Annotated in this window: 14 protein-coding genes, 1 tRNA gene and 1 pseudogene; 8 read left to right on the forward strand and 8 right to left on the reverse strand. The window is 61.2% G+C overall.

Annotated elements, in window-relative coordinates:
- Positions 1-604 (reverse strand): annotated as a pseudogene (locus PVV74_RS20600) (hypothetical protein); the annotation flags it as partial.
- Between the two features lie 277 nt (positions 605-881).
- Here PVV74_RS20600 and PVV74_RS20605 point away from each other — a divergent pair.
- Positions 882-958: transfer RNA gene (locus PVV74_RS20605), tRNA-Arg, on the forward strand.
- Positions 959-1,475: 517 nt separating this feature from the next.
- On the opposite strand, the gene PVV74_RS20610 is transcribed toward PVV74_RS20605, so the two are convergent.
- The 5 genes from PVV74_RS20610 to PVV74_RS20630 form a co-directional block, all read right to left on the reverse strand.
- Positions 1,476-3,794, reverse strand: a complete 2,319-nt coding sequence (locus PVV74_RS20610) for a S8 family peptidase (protein ID WP_274594494.1) — start codon at positions 3,792-3,794, stop codon at positions 1,476-1,478.
- A gap of 103 nt (positions 3,795-3,897) precedes the next feature.
- Positions 3,898-4,914, reverse strand: coding sequence for an AAA family ATPase (locus PVV74_RS20615; protein ID WP_274594495.1), 1,017 nt, complete (start codon positions 4,912-4,914; stop codon positions 3,898-3,900).
- A 669-nt stretch (positions 4,915-5,583) separates the two neighbouring features.
- The gene (locus PVV74_RS20620) at positions 5,584-7,194 is read right to left on the reverse strand and encodes a BCCT family transporter (RefSeq protein ID WP_103762916.1); all 1,611 of its coding nucleotides are present in this window, start codon (positions 7,192-7,194) and stop codon (positions 5,584-5,586) included.
- Positions 7,195-7,322: 128 nt separating this feature from the next.
- Complete coding sequence (locus tag PVV74_RS20625) at positions 7,323-8,027, reverse strand: winged helix-turn-helix domain-containing protein (RefSeq protein WP_211286128.1); 705 nt, start codon at positions 8,025-8,027, stop codon at positions 7,323-7,325.
- Between the two features lie 19 nt (positions 8,028-8,046).
- Complete coding sequence (locus PVV74_RS20630) at positions 8,047-8,289, reverse strand: hypothetical protein (protein WP_274594496.1); 243 nt, start codon at positions 8,287-8,289, stop codon at positions 8,047-8,049.
- Positions 8,290-8,501: 212 nt separating this feature from the next.
- Here PVV74_RS20630 and PVV74_RS20635 point away from each other — a divergent pair, with 212 nt between their 5' ends.
- The 7 genes from PVV74_RS20635 (at position 8,502) to PVV74_RS20665 (ending at position 15,132) form a co-directional block, all read left to right on the forward strand.
- Complete coding sequence (locus PVV74_RS20635) at positions 8,502-9,032, forward strand: hypothetical protein (protein ID WP_274594497.1); 531 nt, start codon at positions 8,502-8,504, stop codon at positions 9,030-9,032.
- Positions 9,033-9,136: 104 nt separating this feature from the next.
- Positions 9,137-9,781 (forward strand): ribonuclease HII, encoded by a 645-nt coding sequence (locus tag PVV74_RS20640; RefSeq protein ID WP_274594498.1) that lies wholly within the window; start codon positions 9,137-9,139, stop codon positions 9,779-9,781.
- A 93-nt stretch (positions 9,782-9,874) separates the two neighbouring features.
- The gene (locus PVV74_RS20645) at positions 9,875-10,987 is read left to right on the forward strand and encodes a site-specific DNA-methyltransferase (protein ID WP_274594499.1); all 1,113 of its coding nucleotides are present in this window, start codon (positions 9,875-9,877) and stop codon (positions 10,985-10,987) included.
- 266 nt (positions 10,988-11,253) lie between these two features.
- Complete coding sequence (locus PVV74_RS20650; protein WP_274594500.1) at positions 11,254-12,198, forward strand: metal ABC transporter solute-binding protein, Zn/Mn family; 945 nt, start codon at positions 11,254-11,256, stop codon at positions 12,196-12,198.
- 4 nt (positions 12,199-12,202) lie between these two features.
- Positions 12,203-12,997, forward strand: a complete 795-nt coding sequence (locus PVV74_RS20655) for a metal ABC transporter ATP-binding protein (protein WP_425061925.1) — start codon at positions 12,203-12,205, stop codon at positions 12,995-12,997.
- Between the two features lie 6 nt (positions 12,998-13,003).
- On the forward strand, positions 13,004-14,203 hold the full coding sequence (locus PVV74_RS20660; RefSeq protein WP_274594501.1) for a metal ABC transporter permease: 1,200 nt from the start codon (positions 13,004-13,006) through the stop codon (positions 14,201-14,203).
- Complete coding sequence (locus tag PVV74_RS20665; protein WP_274594541.1) at positions 14,200-15,132, forward strand: metal ABC transporter permease; 933 nt, start codon at positions 14,200-14,202, stop codon at positions 15,130-15,132. Before PVV74_RS20660 ends, PVV74_RS20665 begins: the two co-directional genes overlap by 4 nt.
- Here the strand turns inward: PVV74_RS20665 and PVV74_RS20670 are convergent.
- Both PVV74_RS20670 and PVV74_RS20675 read right to left on the reverse strand, forming a co-directional pair.
- Positions 15,129-15,851: a 2-dehydro-3-deoxygalactonokinase gene (locus PVV74_RS20670; protein ID WP_274594502.1), complete on the reverse strand. Its 723-nt coding sequence runs from the start codon at positions 15,849-15,851 to the stop codon at positions 15,129-15,131. The two genes, PVV74_RS20665 and PVV74_RS20670, sit on opposite strands and share 4 nt — an antisense overlap.
- The gene (locus PVV74_RS20675; protein ID WP_103762926.1) at positions 15,848-16,264 is read right to left on the reverse strand and encodes a TIGR01244 family sulfur transferase; all 417 of its coding nucleotides are present in this window, start codon (positions 16,262-16,264) and stop codon (positions 15,848-15,850) included. Before PVV74_RS20675 ends, PVV74_RS20670 begins: the two co-directional genes overlap by 4 nt.
- Positions 16,265-16,380 lie beyond the last annotated feature (116 nt).

The raw sequence follows: 16,380 nt of genomic DNA on the forward strand, positions 1-16,380 counted from the left end.
CGGTGGCGTTGTCGGTCTGCGCGTCGGCGGCCTCGCCAATTGCGAGGCTGCGGACGCCCTGCGCCGTTGCGAGATGGCCGAAGGCCTGCGCGCGTTCCGCCGTTGCCTGACTCTGCCAGCCAATCGCGGTCGCGCCTGGGCCGGTGGCGACGGACTCGCCACCGACAGCGGTTGTCGAGGGGCCGGTGGCCTGTGACGTGTCGCCGAATGCAATCGAATCGATGCCGTTCGCGGTGGCCTCGTTGCCGATGGCGGTGGCGTTGTCGGTCTGCGCGTCGGCATTCTCGCCAACCGCCAGGCTGCGGACACCCTGCGCGGTTGCGAGATGGCCGAAGGCCTGGGCGCGTTCCGCCGTGGCTTGGCTTTGCCAGCCAATCGCGGTCGTGCCTGGGCCGGTTGCGACGGACTCGCCACCGACAGCGGTGGTCGAGGGGCCGGTCGCTGCGGCTTCGGACCCGATGGCGACACCATCGGTCGACGTGGCATCGGTCACCGACTGGTCACCGATGGCGACCGAAAAGTCACCGTTCGAGGTGCTGTTCTCGCCGCATTCGACGCTGTTGGTCCCGGCACCGGTGTTGCAGGGGGCAGTCCCGTCTGCCAAAGACGCGTGGCTGCCGGCGAGAACAAAAATGATTGCAGTGCCGCTGCGCAAAAGCGCGCGACATGGCGGTTGTGTGATGGAAAACATGAGAACCTTACCTTGGTCAAACTGATTACTGTTCCGCAATACGCACGGACACCTAATGTTATATCGAAAATGGGCGTCAGAACAAATAATTCTTACGTTTTTATTCATTTCCGCGTGCGCCGAAGCATGTCCAAAAGTGTGTCACCGCCATCGTGACACGTCCGCACGATTGGGCTAGGAGTGTCCCAGCGGCCCCGTGGCTCAACTGGATAGAGCAGCCCCCTCCTAAGGGGCAGGTTGCAGGTTCGAATCCTGCCGGGGTCGCCAGTATTGATTTAAGGTATTGATTTAAAAATATAAAAATTTCGAGTTTTACAGTGCTTGTATAAAAGGGCCGCCACCCGCTTTCCGACATTGTCCGCACAACCGCCCGACCGTATGGAAATTTTGGGGCCTACGGTCTACTTAGAGCGATCATATTTGAATTGTTTGTTCGCCGCTGGTGAGAGAGTGACCTACGATCAGAAAAATAATCGGAGAGCCAGTATTCGACACCTATCATAAGATGTCCAATGTAGGCTGCGTAGAAGACGCAGGTCCACAATCCTGCAGTGAAGCTTCCAGATAACGGCTTGGAGCCCAAATTGACCGCGTCGATCTCGGGTGCGTTCGCCGTTGCAGCATGGGCTCGCCCGTCGCGAACGGCCCATACCCGCCGTTCGCGCTTGAGGTGCAATGCTGCGGCAGCACTCCCCTTTGCGGTCATTCGCTGCGCAGTGCGTCAAAACGAAAAGTGGGTTTGTAGCCGGGAGGATAGGCGAAGTGGTAAAGGCTGAGGAGTTATTCAGACCTGAATATCCGCTTGAGGTGCTACTTTCTGTTGAACTTCCGCGTAAAGGTCCACGTCTGCCTCGTTAGCATCGATTTCGACGACCAATGAGAAACGCGCCTCACATCGCTCAGGGTCCACATTGCGGTTTTCTTTCCACCAGCCTCCGACCGGATAGACGGCAAGTACCCCGCGTTGCGCAAGATCGCTGGCAGCGACGGTAAGCGTGTCGATGTGCAGAGACCCGACGCTCCGGCGATTATAGCCGAAGTGCCATTCGCTACTATCAGGACCGTTGTCATCCTGTTGGTCTTCAGCTGCCGTGCGCCCGACACGTCGGATGAAGGCATCGACCTCTTCATCCGCACCCTTCAGGGCAAAGCGAAGACCATGAGATGCATATCTGTTCTTTCGGCCACGTGCGACCTCCGATGGGTTAGGTTCGATGAAGGTGCTGAGGGCGACGCGCAAGGACACGTTCTGTCCGACAAGGCTACGGAGAACGTTCGTTGGCCATGGCAGTTCAAACAAACGCATCTCGTTCAACTTACGTCCCGACCCTTTATTCTCATAGGGTCTGATGGTGTCCTCAACGATCAGTGTAATTGCACTGCTGGCGCTGTTTATCGCACGTTCCAAATTCGGCTGACCGTATCCGTATCGGGTAAACATCACATCATATACACCCTTCTTCTTTCGATCCGCTGGCACAACATGAGACCACATCTGGTCAGTCCATCTTGCCGAGCCCACATAGAGAGCTCGGATGGTCTCCGGCCAAAGGTCAGGGTATGAGGCGCGAAGGATTGCGATTTCACGAGCGGCCAGAGCCGTCGCGGCACTGGTGTCAGAGATGTGTGTGAACGACCGTGCAGGGTAATTCCGACTGGTCGTAATCAGCATCAAATCAGAATGCTGGTTGGGTGTCGTTGAAAACCCGTCATCGTACCAGTTGCCGCCCTCGAGTACGACATCAGGTTTGATTGGCCAGGTCTTAATCCAACTCGCCGTACGGGACATCGGAGCGAGGTCCCCAACTTCAGCCAACGTTGCACCATGTGTTGGCCCGCCAACACCGTTCATTTCGGTCATCGCACCCACCGCGATTGAATTCCATGCTTGAGACGGAGACTGAACCTCCGCCTCATCAAGGTCATCGCATTTGCTTAGGTAGTCTGTATTTCCATCATGTTGGGCATCAATATTACCAATCGAAGTCACGATCAGTCGCCGTTGCTTCACTTCGCCGGACCGACCAGCGGCAAGCTGGTCGAGTTCAGTGGACCAGGACGTAGGCGCGCCGCTGTGAGGGGTGTCGAGGTCTGTGGTCGTGGCCAAAGCGAAGGTCCGCAACCTATCAGGCTCCACTTCTACCGCGTTGATGGCTTTCTGCGTCCTGTCCCCCAACAGATGGTAGGGGTTATGGCCTGCATCTGGGATCACTTTTGCAGATTCCAGTCTATGAGGGACGTAGATTGCCGCGGTGCTGCTCAAGTGCGCTCGCAGATCGCCAAAGAGTGCCGCCCCTGCCATCCTCGATCCATGCCCATGGAGGTCTGCGAGATCCCATCCGGGCACAGCCGAATGGCGATCTGCTGCATCAAAAGCGGGCTGGATTAGCGGGTGCGCCAACGTAATGCCCGTATCCAAAAGTGTTACATAGGACGCCACCTGCTGAGCTTGAGGGCCATACTGTGTTCGGCCAAGCACATCTTGCAACCAATCGACCTGTTCCTCTGCTTCGAGGGCATCCACGAAGTCGATCGGTACACCAGGCGGAGAAACCGAGCGGACCGAACCTGTGCCAAGGGCAGTCCTCGCCATCTGGTCAATGTCACCTTCCACGAGAATGACGGTATCCTCTGGGAACTCCAAGCGATCAGGGTAGACCGTTAGCCCTTCCCGCACTGCCCTGGCAACGAATTGGTCCACTTCTGCTGGTTCCAGCCAGACCTCCCAAGGGATCGGGCCCGCCGCATGCGGGAATGGTTTGTTTGGATGTCGCCATAGGTCCCGAAGCCCTGCTTGGGCTATTGTGTCGATACTGTTCGCAAGATCAGCATTCCTTGGGCGTGTTTGCCCTTGGTTGTTCGGTCTGCCGTCTTCTGTTGCGAATTGATCAAGCTTCTCGCGTAACTTGTTCAACCCACCAGCCGACTTACTCGCTTTTACAATAGCACGACCTGGAACCTGACTATCGGGCTCCGCGTCCCGCACATTTAGAAGTGCTAAGCCGCTTACATCAAATTTGCTTGGAAGAAACGCTTCACCCGGGCGGCCTACGACTTCGATATAAGTTGCGCTTGCTTCGGGCAGTGTCTCTATGGTGTCCAATGCTGCGATCAGTCGGGCGGCATGTGCTTGCCTATCTGGTACGTCTGTCGGCGTATCGGTAACGACCCGCCTTCCCTTGAAATCTTCAGACTTCGAAACCCCGTTAAGAACTATGTGAGGAAGATTCCGTTCTGCCACTGCTTATACCCAATGCCTGCAAGTCTCGTCGGCGCCCAATCGAATGTAACAAATCAGCCGACGTTATTGTGTTTTTCGAATTCAACACTGCCCGACGTGCGGCGTCCATCGCGGCCTGAACTACATCAGAGGATGAAAGGCCGTGGGCCTGTTCAACCACGTCGTCCCAAATAACATCAGACAAATCAAATCCAATCAACCGGCGCGACATTGCTCTTTGCATGGCCTCGGCGGTGGGTAGATCATACTTCAATATAAGGTCGAAGCGGCGAAGCATCGCCTTATCCAAAATCCGTGGCAGGTTGGTTGTTGCGATGATCAACGAAGGCCCGGTATCCTCCTCCATGAATTGGAGAAACGAGTTCAGGGTTCGCCGGGCTTCGCCAACGTCATTGTCACCGTCTCTGGAGGCGGCAAGTGCATCGATCTCATCGAACAGGTAGACCCCTCGTTGAGTCCTTACTGCCTCGAATATCACATTCAGTTTGGAGGCCGTCTCCCCCATGAACTTCGATATCAACCCGTGCAACAGCACAGAATAAAGGGGAAGCTTTAACTCACCAGCCAATGCCGATGCGCTCATCGTCTTTCCGGTACCTGGGGGACCTGCCAGAAGGACACGTTGCCTGGGTGTCAGCCCATGTTTCTCCAGGATGTCGCGTTTGCGGAACTCGACAACGAGTTGCTCAAGCTCAGACGACACAGTTTCTGGAAGGATGAGATCATTCAGCCTGGTCTCTGGATACGCAGTCCCAATGATCGATGCTAACTCGCCCCGTGGCTTGGCGATCAATGTTGGGGTTGGCGTCTGTGACTTTGGCGTCTGTCCCGCTTCAACCCACTGACGAAGCTGTTCGGCCAGACGAGTATGGCCCTTCTGTTCCTCTGCTGACGCAAGCTGAAGCGCGAGATCGAAGAATCGTTCTTCGTTCCCCTCAACGTGACTCTTCAATAGCCCGATGAGTTGCTTTGCGTTGGCCACCGATTTCGTCTCCCTGTTGCCTACCATCTTAGCCAGGCCTTCAAAAATTGCGAATGCGACGTGACGCCATCGATCCAGTTTCTAAGGATTGTTGCTCTCGGCGCATACCTGGCGAGAAAAAACACAGCTCTCAAACTGTCTGCTGCTATCCCCTCTTCCGCACCCAAGACAACGAAATTGTGCCACAACAGCGAACTTCCGCTTGCCTGAAAGTTTGTCGATGCGGGCCGCGGCGCCGCATGGGGCCGGGAGGTCGCAAAATGTCCGCTTTCACGTCGAGGCAAGGAGGCGTTTGCAGGTGCCGCAAATGACCGGAATCCGCCCACTCCTCCCGTTGGCTTCGCAGTTGCAGCGTAAACCGAGCACGTGTTGCGAACGGTAGGAAGGTCCGCGGAGCAGTCGTCTGAACGGCGCTCTACTCGCGTTTGCAGCGCCGGTCGAAAGCTAGTTTCAGATGTTATTTGCCGTTATTGTGAAAGCAGACTCTTTGTCTGGCGCGAAGGCACTTAACATTGCCATCTAGGCGAGTGCAGCCAAGAGAAGTTTTACAAGACCGCTTGCAAGTCATTGCCAGACAACGTGCCGGGAAGATCAGTTTTACACTATAAGTGATTGAATTCATTTAAATGCACTTCATCTGCCGGGGTCGCCAGTTTCCCGTTTATGACGTCAGAACTTGGACAAGCCCGGTCGTTTGCCGATGGTGATGTGATCGATCTCCTCGTTGCGCAAGCCGAGGATCAGCGCCGGGATCATCAGGAACACGAGGCAGAAGATCGGGAGCCCCACGACGGTGATGACCTGTTGCAGGGCGGTCAGGCCGGCGTCGCCCGCGAGGACGATCAGCATCGTGGCCACCAGCCCTTCGGACACGCCCCAGAAGACGCGCTGGCGAGTCGGTCCGGGGTCTGGCGAGCCGGTGCAGAGCATGTCGACCACCAGCGAAGCCGAGTCCGAGGACGTGGCGAAGAAAATCGCGACCACGAGCACGGCGATACCTTGTACGAGGTCGGCGAAGGGGAAGTTTTCGAAGAAGGCGAACATGGCGAGCGGCACGGATTCGGCCACCGCATCGCTGAGTGCACCGGCCTGGTCCCCCAGGGCATCGCGCGCGGCGGCGCCGATGCCGTCGATCTCCATCGCCTGCCAGCCGAAGATCGAGAACCAGATCAGGGTAAAGAGCGACGGTGCCAGCAGCACGCCGAAGACGAATTCGCGGATCGTGCGCCCGCGCGAGATGCGCGCGACGAAAAGGCCGATGAAGGGGGACCACGTCACTGTCCATGCCCAGTAGAACACGGTCCAGCCGCCCTGCCAGCCCCAGCCGTCGGAATTGGGGCCGATATCGGCCAGCATGTCGTTCCAGAACGCAAGGCGCGGCAGGTTGCCGAGGTAGAGCCCGACGGTCTCGACCATGCCGCGCAGCAAAAAGAGGGTCGAGCCGCAGATCAGCACGAAGATCATCAGGCCCACGGCCATGCCGATGTTGATGTTGGACAGAAGCTTGACGCCCTTGTCGAGGCCGGCGACGATGGACACCACAGCCACGGCTGTCAGGACCGCGAGGATCGCGACCTTGAGCATGACGCCGGAGTCCCAGCCAAAGAGCGCGGAAAGCCCGGCGGCGATCTGGGATGAGCCGAGACCGAGCGAGACCGCGACCCCGAAGAGCGTGCCGAGAACCGCCGCGATGTCGATGGCTTTGCCCAATGGACCGTAGATCCGGTCCTTGATCAGAGGGTAGAAAACGGAACTGACGCGCACGGGCAGGTCGTAGCGGTTGATGAAATAGGCGAAGGCAAGCCCCGGCAGGGCGAAGATCGTCCAGGTGTGCAGGGCGAGGTGATAGGTTGCGATGGAAATCGCGTCCTTCGCGGCCTCTTCGGAATAGGGCTCGACCCCCGGCAGGGGCGGGGTGGCGAAATGGCTCATGGGTTCGGCCACACCCCAGAACATCAGGACGGTGCCGATGCCGCCGGCAAACAGCATCGTGAACCACGACAGGTTCGTGTAGTCGGGGCGGGAGTCGCGGGGGCCGAGCCGGATATGGCCGTGACGGCTCATGGCGGTCCAAACGAGGAAACCGAGCCAGAGGTTGACACCGAGGATGAAGAACCAGCCCAGGTGAGAAACGATCCACGCGCGCCCGGCGGCGAAGGCGTCGCCGATGGGTTCCGGCGCGATGACCAGTGCAAGAACAAAGACGATGGTGAAGATGGCGGAGATCGAGAAAATCACCGGATCGGTTTTCAGGCCCATCCGTTCAACCCACGTAGTCATATGACTGTCCCCCTCTGGACGTTTTTCGTTCTTAGACGTTAAGGGCTTGAACGCAGAGGGGGTGGGGTGAGTTCCACAACTTTTGGTAGCGCGGCAAGCGAAACACGCGCCAGAGGGCGCGGGCGGCGTCAGATCACGCGGATGACTTTCTTGTCGATCGCCAGCATATAGCCGCGGCGCGCGATGTTCTTGACCAGCAGTTCCGAGACCATCTGGTTGCCCAGCGTGTCGCGCAGGCGCTTGATGCGGGTCGCGCCGGCGGCCTCTTCGCAATCGTCGGCAGAGCGACCGGAGATCACCGCCTCGATCTCGGCGCCCGAGAGCACGTCGTCGTCCATGCGCGCCTCGGCCAGAACGGCGAGGGTTTCCATCGCCGCATCGGTCAGCTTGAAACCCATGTTGTTGAGGTAGACCGCGTTTTCCTCGCGGCTGATGAGCAGGGAACTGACCTGGATGCCGGAGTGTTCGATCTGCGCGAGGCGGCGGTTCATGCCGACGAGCATGACCAGAAACACCAGCGCGGCCACCAGAAGGGCCGTGGCGAAGACCAGAAGGACGAGGATAAGCATCCGGTAGCTGCCGAGCGTTTCGGAAAAGGCCGTGCCCGAGAGGGCGAGGATTTCCAGCAGCTTGATCTCGGCATCCGAGGTGAGCGCGTCGTTCTCGGCGAAGATCTGCGCCACCTTGTCATTGAAGGCGTTGGCGTCGGGCAGGGTCAGAACCAGAAGGATCGCGGCGCCGACAAGGATCGTGACGATGGCCGCGACGCCAAAGAGCACGATCCGGTTGCCGGAGCGGCGGGTGTCTGTGATGGAGGTGTCGAAATCCTGCACGTGCGGCAGTCTCCTTCTTCTAGCCTTCGCGGACCGAGAGGACCTTGAGCAGTGTCAGGCCTTGTCCGGCCAGTCGGGTGCCAAGCTGAGCCGTGGCGTTGGCCACGGTGCAGGGGCCGCTGATCTGCGCGACCTCGTAAATCAGCTCGAACGGGGTGTCGCGCTTGGCCTTGTACTCGGCATAGCAGGCGGCCTGGGCGGCGCCGGTCGTGGCGGCGGCAAGGCCGAGCGTCACGACGAGGGGGAGGAGTGTGCGTTTCATTGCGCCAAGATGCGCGCATCCCCGCCGCTATTCAATATCCGGTTGGCGGCAAACGGCCTTTCGTGCCGTGTTATCCGATAGCAGGTGGGCGATATTGCCTGTCTGGGCGGGGTGGACCCATCCTTGCTGCATCGCCTGACCCGGGCCGACACGGTGACGTCATGACCGGGGGAGGAGACCGATCAAAGCTGAACGCAGAGAAAGGATCTGACATGACACATCGGAAGTTCATATCGCTGATACTGGCCGCCGCGCTGGCGGTGACCGGAATGACAGCAGTCCCGGCGCAGGCCGGCGACAGGGATGTCGGCAAATGGGTGGCGGGGGCGGTTGCCCTGGGACTGATCGGCGCGGCCATCGCCGACAAGCGCCGCGACGACCGCGCGGTGACGCGCCATCAGGGCGGTCATGTGCCGCGGTTCAACAATGGGCATCGCCGTGGGCACGACCGCTACGACAATCGCGGGTATCGGCGCGGGCATGACGGCTATGGCAATCGCGGTCGTCATGGCGGGCGTTTTGCGCTGCCGCAGCAGTGCCGCCGCGACGTGCGGGTCCGGGGCGGTGTGCTGCGCGGCTACGGCCGGCACTGCCTGCTGAACAACTATTCAAGGTTCAACGCGCTGCCGCATCGCTGCGCGGTGGAGACCCGCGGAAATGGACGGCGTGGCGTGGTTTACGGCAGTGCCTGTCTCGAGCGGCACGGTTTCTTCGACCGCAGAAGTGACAAGTACCGCAAATAAGAGCGCGGATACCGGTCGAGCAGTGAGGGGAGGGGCCCGGTTCAAAGCATCACACGGGTGCCTCCCTTCTTTTCCTCCGATGTAAACGTGACTATCAGGGGCCCATGAGCACAACCGCGCATGGGCCCCATTTCCAGTTCGAGACCGAGGCGCTGGCCGCGGGCGCCTTGCGCGTGGCGGGCGTGGACGAGGTGGGCCGTGGCCCGCTCGCCGGGCCGGTGACGGCGGCGGCGGTGATTCTGGCGCCCGGGCGCATTCCCGAAGGTCTGAACGATTCCAAGGCGCTGACGGCGAAGCGCCGCGCGGTGCTGCACGATGCGATCCTGGAGGTGGCCGAGGTATCGGTGGCCCATGCCAGCGTCGAGGAGATCGACGAGGTCAACATCCTTCGGGCGGCACAGCTGGCGATGACGCGGGCGCTGGAGGGGCTTTCGCGGCCGCCCTGCCTGGCGCTGGTCGATGGCAACCTTTTGCCCCGCGAGATGCCCTGCGAGGGGCGCGCGATCGTCAAGGGCGACGCGGTTTGTCTGTCGATTTCGGCGGCCTCGATTGTGGCCAAAATAAGGCGCGATCGCATCATGTGGGATTTGGCGCAACAGTATCCCGGCTATGGCTGGGAAACGAACGCGGGCTATGGCTCCAAAAGCCACATGGCCGCTTTGCAAAATCTTGGTGTGACCCCACACCATAGACGTTCGTTCAAGCCGGTGCACAATATCTTGTATCAAGAAAAAAACCTAACCGACTGATTCAAAAAGGAATTGACCGCGAATCGGCTTTGACTCATCCTTGGCCTCAACGACCAGAGCGCACAACAAGGCGCCGGGACAGAGGCAGAAAAGATGACGACAAAGACCAAGCAGGGCGTGGAAACGCTCCCGTTGAATACTGTCCTTGGTGGCGATTGTATCGAGGTCATGAACGGCTTGCCGGAAGGCAGCGTCGACCTGATATTTGCCGACCCTCCGTACAACCTGCAACTGCGCGGTGACCTGCACCGGCCAGATAACAGCCAGGTGGATGCGGTCGATGACGCGTGGGACCAGTTCGCCAGTTTCGAGGTCTATGACCGCTTCACCCGCGACTGGCTGAAGGCCGCGCGGCGACTGCTGAAGCCCAATGGCGCGATCTGGGTGATCGGCTCCTATCACAACATTTTCCGGGTCGGCGCGGCATTGCAGGACGCGGGCTTCTGGATCCTGAACGACGTGGTGTGGCGCAAGTCGAACCCGATGCCGAATTTCCGGGGCAAGCGCCTGACCAACGCGCATGAGACGCTGATCTGGGCCAGCCGCGACGAGGCAGCGAAATACACGTTCAACTACGAGGCGCTGAAGTCGCTGAACGAAGGCATCCAGATGCGCAGCGACTGGGTTTTGCCCATTTGCACGGGGCACGAGCGGCTGAAGGACGATCAGGGCGAGAAGGCGCATCCGACGCAGAAGCCCGAGAGCCTGCTGCACCGTGTGTTGCTGGGCACGACCAATCCCGGCGACGTCGTGCTGGACCCGTTCTTTGGCACCGGCACAACGGGCGCCGTGGCCAAGATGCTGGGGCGCGAGTTCATCGGGATCGAGCGCGAGGAAGCCTATCGCAAGGTGGCCGAGAAACGGCTGGCCTTGGTGCGCAAGTACGATCGCGCGGCGTTGCAGGTCAGCACCAGCAAGCGGGCCGAGCCGCGCGTGCCCTTCGGGCAGCTGATAGAGCGCGGCATGCTGCGCCCGGGCGAGGAACTCTTGAGCATGAACGGACGTCACAAGGCCAAGCTGCGCGCCGATGGCACGCTGGTGGGCGATGACGTCAAGGGCTCGATCCACCAGGTCGGCGCGGCGCTGGAAGGTGCGCCCAGCTGCAATGGCTGGACCTATTGGTGCATCAAGCGGGATGGCAAGCCCGTGTCCATTGATGTGTTCCGGCAACAGATCCGGGCTGAAATGGCCGATCGCGCCAACTAAAGGTTTTCACAGAATTCAAGAACACCGCCGGTGCCTGTGGCCTGACACATGGCACTCACCTTGCCCCCGCCCCTGACGGCGGGGGCTTTTTTCATGGGTCTACATCAGGTGTTGCAGGTGGGTGCCGTAATGCTTTGGGACCGTTGAACGCGCGACGACAGAAACGCAAGGACTGCGCCGCATTGACTTTTTGAGAATGACTTGCATATTCATGTTTGACTACCTGCAAGAGGGGCCTTTTACGAATGCGATTTTCTCGCCGGACCATGTTGATCACCTCCCTGGCGGCTGGCGCCTTGGCCGGAACGCCGCTGCGGGCGCAGGGCGCATCGCTTTCAGTGGTGGCCACGACCGGGATGATCGCCGATGCGGCGCGTCGCGTGGGCGGGGAGCATGTCGAGGTCAAAGCGCTGATGGGACCCGGCGTCGATCCGCATTCCTATCGTCAGACCCGAACCGACATCCAGGCCGCGCTGCGCGCCGACCTGGTTCTTTGGCACGGATTATACCTCGAGGCGCAGATGGAAGAATTCCTTCTGAAGCTGGGAGAGCGCGGGACGGCTGTGCCGGTGGGAGAGGCGGTGCCGCGCGACCAGCGGATCGCGCATGAGGATTACGCCAACAAGTTCGACCCGCATGTCTGGATGGTGCCGGACCTTTGGACCTACGTGGTCAATGGCGTGCGTGACGCGCTGAGCGAGGCGGCGCCGGACCGTGCCGATCTGTTCGCGTCCAATGCCGCGGAATATCTGGAAGAGCTGGACGCCCTCGGATCCTACGCGCGGGATGTGTTGGCGACCGTGCCGCAGCCCGCCAGAGTGCTTCTGACCGCGCATGACGCGTTTGGCTATTTCGGCGCGGCTTATGGTTTCGAAGTCGTCGGTATCCAGGGAATATCCACGGAGTCGGAGGCCGGCTTGAACCGGATCAGGACCTTGGCGGACATGCTGGTGGAGCGCGGCATCGGGGCCGTGTTCGTTGAAACTTCCGTCAGCGACCGCAACATTCGTGCGTTGGTCGAAGGGGCTGCCGCGCAGGGGCACAAGGTGAAAATCGGCGGCGAGTTGTTTTCGGACGCGATGGGCGCGCCGGGCACATACACAGGCACCTATATCGGGATGATCGACCACAATGTCTCGACAATCGCCCGGGCGCTTGGCGGCGAGGTGCCGCAGCGCGGAATGCAGGGCAAACTGGAAGAAGGGAGCTGAGGCCGTGAGCGTGGAACTGGTGACGACCGAAGCCAAGCGCGAGGACCGTGATGCGCTGGCCGCAAGCCCACTGGCAGTGCGTGGGCTGACAGTCTCCTACGGAGAAAAACCAGCCGTGTTTTCGCTGGATGCGACGTTTGAACAAGGCGCGATGACGGCCATCATTGGTCCGAATGGCGCCGGAAAGTCGACGATGCTGAAGGCCGCGCTGGGAATCGTGAACCCCGTGTCGGGGCAGGTCACGGCGTGGGGCGAAGACCTCGAAGAGATGCGGGCCCGGATCGCCTATGTCCCGCAAAGAGCGACCGTGGACTGGGATTTTCCGGCGCGCGTTCTGGATGTGGTGATGATGGGCCAATATCGAAAACTTGGCCTGTTGGGCCGGGTAAAGACAAAGCACATGCAAACCGCGCTGCATTGTCTTGAGCGCGTGGGCATGGACGGCTTTGCCGACCGGCAGATCGGGCAACTGTCCGGAGGTCAGCAACAGCGGGTGTTCCTTGCCCGGGCGCTGGCGCAGGACGCGGAGCTGTACCTGCTGGACGAGCCTTTTGCCGGGGTCGATGCCGCGACCGAAACGGCGATCATCTCGGTGCTGAAGGACTTGCGCGGATTAGAAAAGACGGTTGTCGCGGTGCATCACGACCTGTCGACGGTCGCCGAGTATTTCGACCGCGTTTTCATCATCAGTACCAGCAAGGTTGCCGAAGGGTCGGTCGCTGACGCCTTCACGCAGTCCAACCTTCAAAAGGCGTATGGCGGGCGGCTGGCCACGGCGCAAATGGGCGCATTGGGGTAAGCAAGGATGATTTGGGACGCGCTGACACTGCAGCTTGGATACAATGCCACGCTTGTCACGATTGGCGCGGCGCTGCTTGGTATGGCGGCGGGTGCGACGGGAACGTTCCTGTTTCTGGGCAAGAGGGCGCTTGTCAGCGACGCGATCAGCCACGCGACCCTTCCGGGCGTCGCGCTCGCCTTCGTGGTGATGGTGGCGCTTGGCGGGGACGGGCGGGCCCTGCCGGGTCTGCTGGTCGGCTCGGCCCTGTCGGCGGCCGTCGGGCTTTTGTGCGTCAGTGCCCTGACCAACAGGACGCGGCTGTCGGAGGATGCGGCCATCGGGGCGGTACTGTCGGTGTTTTTCGGCTTCGGTATCGTGCTGCTGACGGTGATCCAGTCGATGAATTCCGGGCGGCAGGCCGGGTTGGAGAGCTTCCTGCTCGGCTCGACAGCCGGAATGTTGTGGCAGGACGCGATGGTGATCGCGTCGGGCGGCGCGATCGTGCTTCTTCTGGTTGCCGCGTTCCGGCGGCCGATGACCATGGTGGCCTTTGATCGCGTGTTCGCCGCGAGCCTGGGTATAAACGTGCCCAGGGTCGAGTTGGCGATGATGGGATTGGCGCTGGCGATCACTGTCGTGGGCCTGAAAGTCGTGGGGTTGATCCTGATTGTCGCGCTGCTGATCATTCCGGCGGTCGCGGCGCGGTTCTGGACTGACCGGGTTGGCCATGTGGTGATTTCGGCCGGTCTGATCGGCGCAGCGTCCGGCTATGCCGGAGCGGCAGTTTCGGCCACGGCCCCGGCGTTGCCCACCGGCCCGATCATCGTGCTGGTCGCGTTCGCGCTTTTCATCCTGTCACTTTTGACGGCCCCCAATCGGGGTGTTTTCGCCGTGGTCCTGCGGCATCGGCGGTTTCGTGCGCGGGTTCATGTCCGGCAGGGATTGTTGGCGCTGGCGCAAGGGCAGCCGATTTACGAGGGCCTGACGCTGCGTCTTTTGCGGCGCCGGGGACTTATTCGTGCTGACGGCGTGGCGACCGAGCTTGGCCGAAATCAGGCCGGCAAGGCATTGCGCGATGAGCGGCGCTGGCAGCTGTTACGCTCGGATCCGGCCTATGAGGAAGCGGCGGCCAGCTATGACGGTCTGACACCGCTGGACGATGTTTTGACGCCGGATCAGTTAGGCGCTCTTGATCGCGAATTGCAGCCAAAGGGGGTGTTCTGATGGGCGAGGAATTCGTCGTCCTGTCCCTGGCGCCCATGCTGATCGGGGTCTTTGCCGCGGTCGCCTGCGCGATACCCGGGAATTTCCTGTTGCTGCGGCGTCAGGCGCTGATTGGCGATGCGATCAGTCACGTTGTGCTGCCGGGGATCGTGGTTGCCTTTCTGGTGACCGGGGTCGTGGCCGCGTGGCCGATGATGCTGGGGGCAGGTGGTGCGTCGCTTGTGGCTGTCGGCCTGATCGAGGCGATCAGGCGGCTGGGCGGGATCGAGCCGGGTGCCGCGATGGGCGTCGTCTTTACGGCGATGTTCGCGGGCGGTGTCCTGTTGCTGGAGCAATCGGACACATCTTCGGTGCATCTTGATGTCGAACACGCGCTTTATGGCAACCTCGAAAGCCTGATCTGGCTTGATGCGCAGGGCTGGGCGTCGCTTGTGGATATCGGTGCGCTGCGGGGCCTGCCGCCCGAGTTGCCCCGGATGGCCTTGACGTTGGTGCTGGTAACGGGACTGACATGGGTGTTCTGGCGACCACTGAAGCTGTCGACCTTTGACGAGGCGTTCGCGCGCACGGTTGGGCTGCCCGTAAGCTTGATCGGGCTGGGGCTGGTCGTGGTTGCGGCCATCGCGGCGGTTGCGGCGTTCGACGCGGTGGGCTCGATCATCGTGATCGCGATGTTCATCTGCCCGCCCGCTGCCGCACGGATGGTCACCAACGGCCTGGAGGCGCAGGTGGCATGGTCGATCGGGTTCGCCGTGCTCTCTGCGGTCCTGGGGTACGTGCTGGCCGGATACGGCCCGCTTTGGCTGGGCTTTGACGACGCGGTCAGTGCGGCGGGCATGATCGCGACGGTTTCGGGGGCAATCCTTGGTCTGGCCGCCGCATTCGGCCCGTGCCGCCACCGAAGCGGCGTCAGCGCATCTGCACCCTAGCTGTCCACCAGACCCAGCGTCCGGCCCAGCGCCACAAGCCCGGCCCCGACAAGATCGCCGGGGTCCAGCGCCGTTGCCGGCACGCCCTGAGCAGCGAGCGCCGTCATGTGCGGGGCAGGTTCGGTGCTGATCACCAGAACCTCCTGTCCAAGCCAATAGGGCCGGGTGGCGGCCAGTTCGGCCCCCAGTAGGTGACCTGTCAAAGCCGCGCGGTCGCCTGCAATTTCGGCCTGACGCAAATGCGCGGCAAGGCGCTCCGGTCGGCTCAGCGTATCGGCCAGCGCATCGGCATCGGCCGATGCGGCACCGTCGAGCGCGATCACGAGACGCGGTGTCAGAACCGTCTGGGCGCTGATCGCTTCGCCTGCGCTGATATGAATCCAATGGGTCACATCGGCTTGCGTCGCGCATATCACACCGTCCCAATGCACGCGCGTCGCAAGCGCACCGGCGATCCAGAGACGCACGCTGGCGCTGATGATGTCGGGCGGGCTGGCCTGTTCGAGCGCGGGCAGGGTGCCACGGTTTTCCGGCAGAATGCTTGTGGGCAGGCGATCGGGCGGTCCATCGCCCAATCGCACCATGCGCGGTGCATCGCCAAGCTCCGCCAGAACCGCGTCTTCCGAGGCTGCGGTGGTGTGTCTCAAGAGGCTTTCGCCGTCAAACAGGTGCCCCGACAGGCCGGAGCTTTCGGGAACAAGCGCGATCCAGCGGGTCATCGCGCCTGCATTTGTCGCACGAGCGGAGCCACGTCATACCCCGCCTTTGCGGCGCGTTCGATGATCTCTTCATCGGCACGGCGGCCATGTTCCACCGCGGCCCAGAGCATGGTGCAGCGGGTGCCGCTGCGACAATAGGCCAGAATGGGCTTGGGCAGGTCCTGAAGCGCCTTGTCGAACTCGGCCAGCGCATCGGGGGTGATCATGCCGGACGTGATGGGCACGCTGCACACTTCCAGCCCTTCGGCTTCCGCCGCCTGTTTGATCGCTTCGAACTCGGGCTGTCCGGGTTCTTCGTCATTCGGCCGGTTGCAGAGGATGGATTGAAACCCCGCTCCGGCGACTTCGCGCACATGTGCCGCGTCGATTTGCGGCGAGACGGCGAATTCCTGCGTCAGGGGGCGAATATCCATGCTTTGGCTCCTGTTCCGGCTAAAGCCAATATGGGCGCAAATGAAGATGGATTTCAATGACCGCGTCGCCAAGAGCGATGGTTGGGTGCATGGCGACTGCACGAGACCGGCAAGCG

It is taken from the genome of Roseovarius sp. SK2 (assembly GCF_028807495.1).
GTDB classification, from domain to species: Bacteria; Pseudomonadota; Alphaproteobacteria; order Rhodobacterales; family Rhodobacteraceae; genus Roseovarius; species Roseovarius confluentis.

Bases quoted from the DNA above. Each gene is read 5' to 3' on its own strand.
- PVV74_RS20675 (WP_103762926.1), bottom strand. From the start codon at position 16,264: ATGGATATTCGCCCCCTGACGCAGGAATTCGCCGTCTCGCCGCAAATC.
- PVV74_RS20645 (WP_274594499.1), top strand. From the start codon at position 9,875: ATGACGACAAAGACCAAGCAGGGCGTGGAAACGCTCCCGTTGAATACT.
- PVV74_RS20650 (WP_274594500.1), top strand. From the start codon at position 11,254: ATGTTGATCACCTCCCTGGCGGCTGGCGCCTTGGCCGGAACGCCGCTG.
- PVV74_RS20620 (WP_103762916.1), bottom strand. From the start codon at position 7,194: ATGACTACGTGGGTTGAACGGATGGGCCTGAAAACCGATCCGGTGATT.
- PVV74_RS20640 (WP_274594498.1), top strand. From the start codon at position 9,137: ATGAGCACAACCGCGCATGGGCCCCATTTCCAGTTCGAGACCGAGGCG.
- PVV74_RS20635 (WP_274594497.1), top strand. From the start codon at position 8,502: ATGACACATCGGAAGTTCATATCGCTGATACTGGCCGCCGCGCTGGCG.
- PVV74_RS20670 (WP_274594502.1), bottom strand. From the start codon at position 15,851: ATGACCCGCTGGATCGCGCTTGTTCCCGAAAGCTCCGGCCTGTCGGGG.
- PVV74_RS20630 (WP_274594496.1), bottom strand. From the start codon at position 8,289: ATGAAACGCACACTCCTCCCCCTCGTCGTGACGCTCGGCCTTGCCGCC.
- PVV74_RS20660 (WP_274594501.1), top strand. From the start codon at position 13,004: ATGATTTGGGACGCGCTGACACTGCAGCTTGGATACAATGCCACGCTT.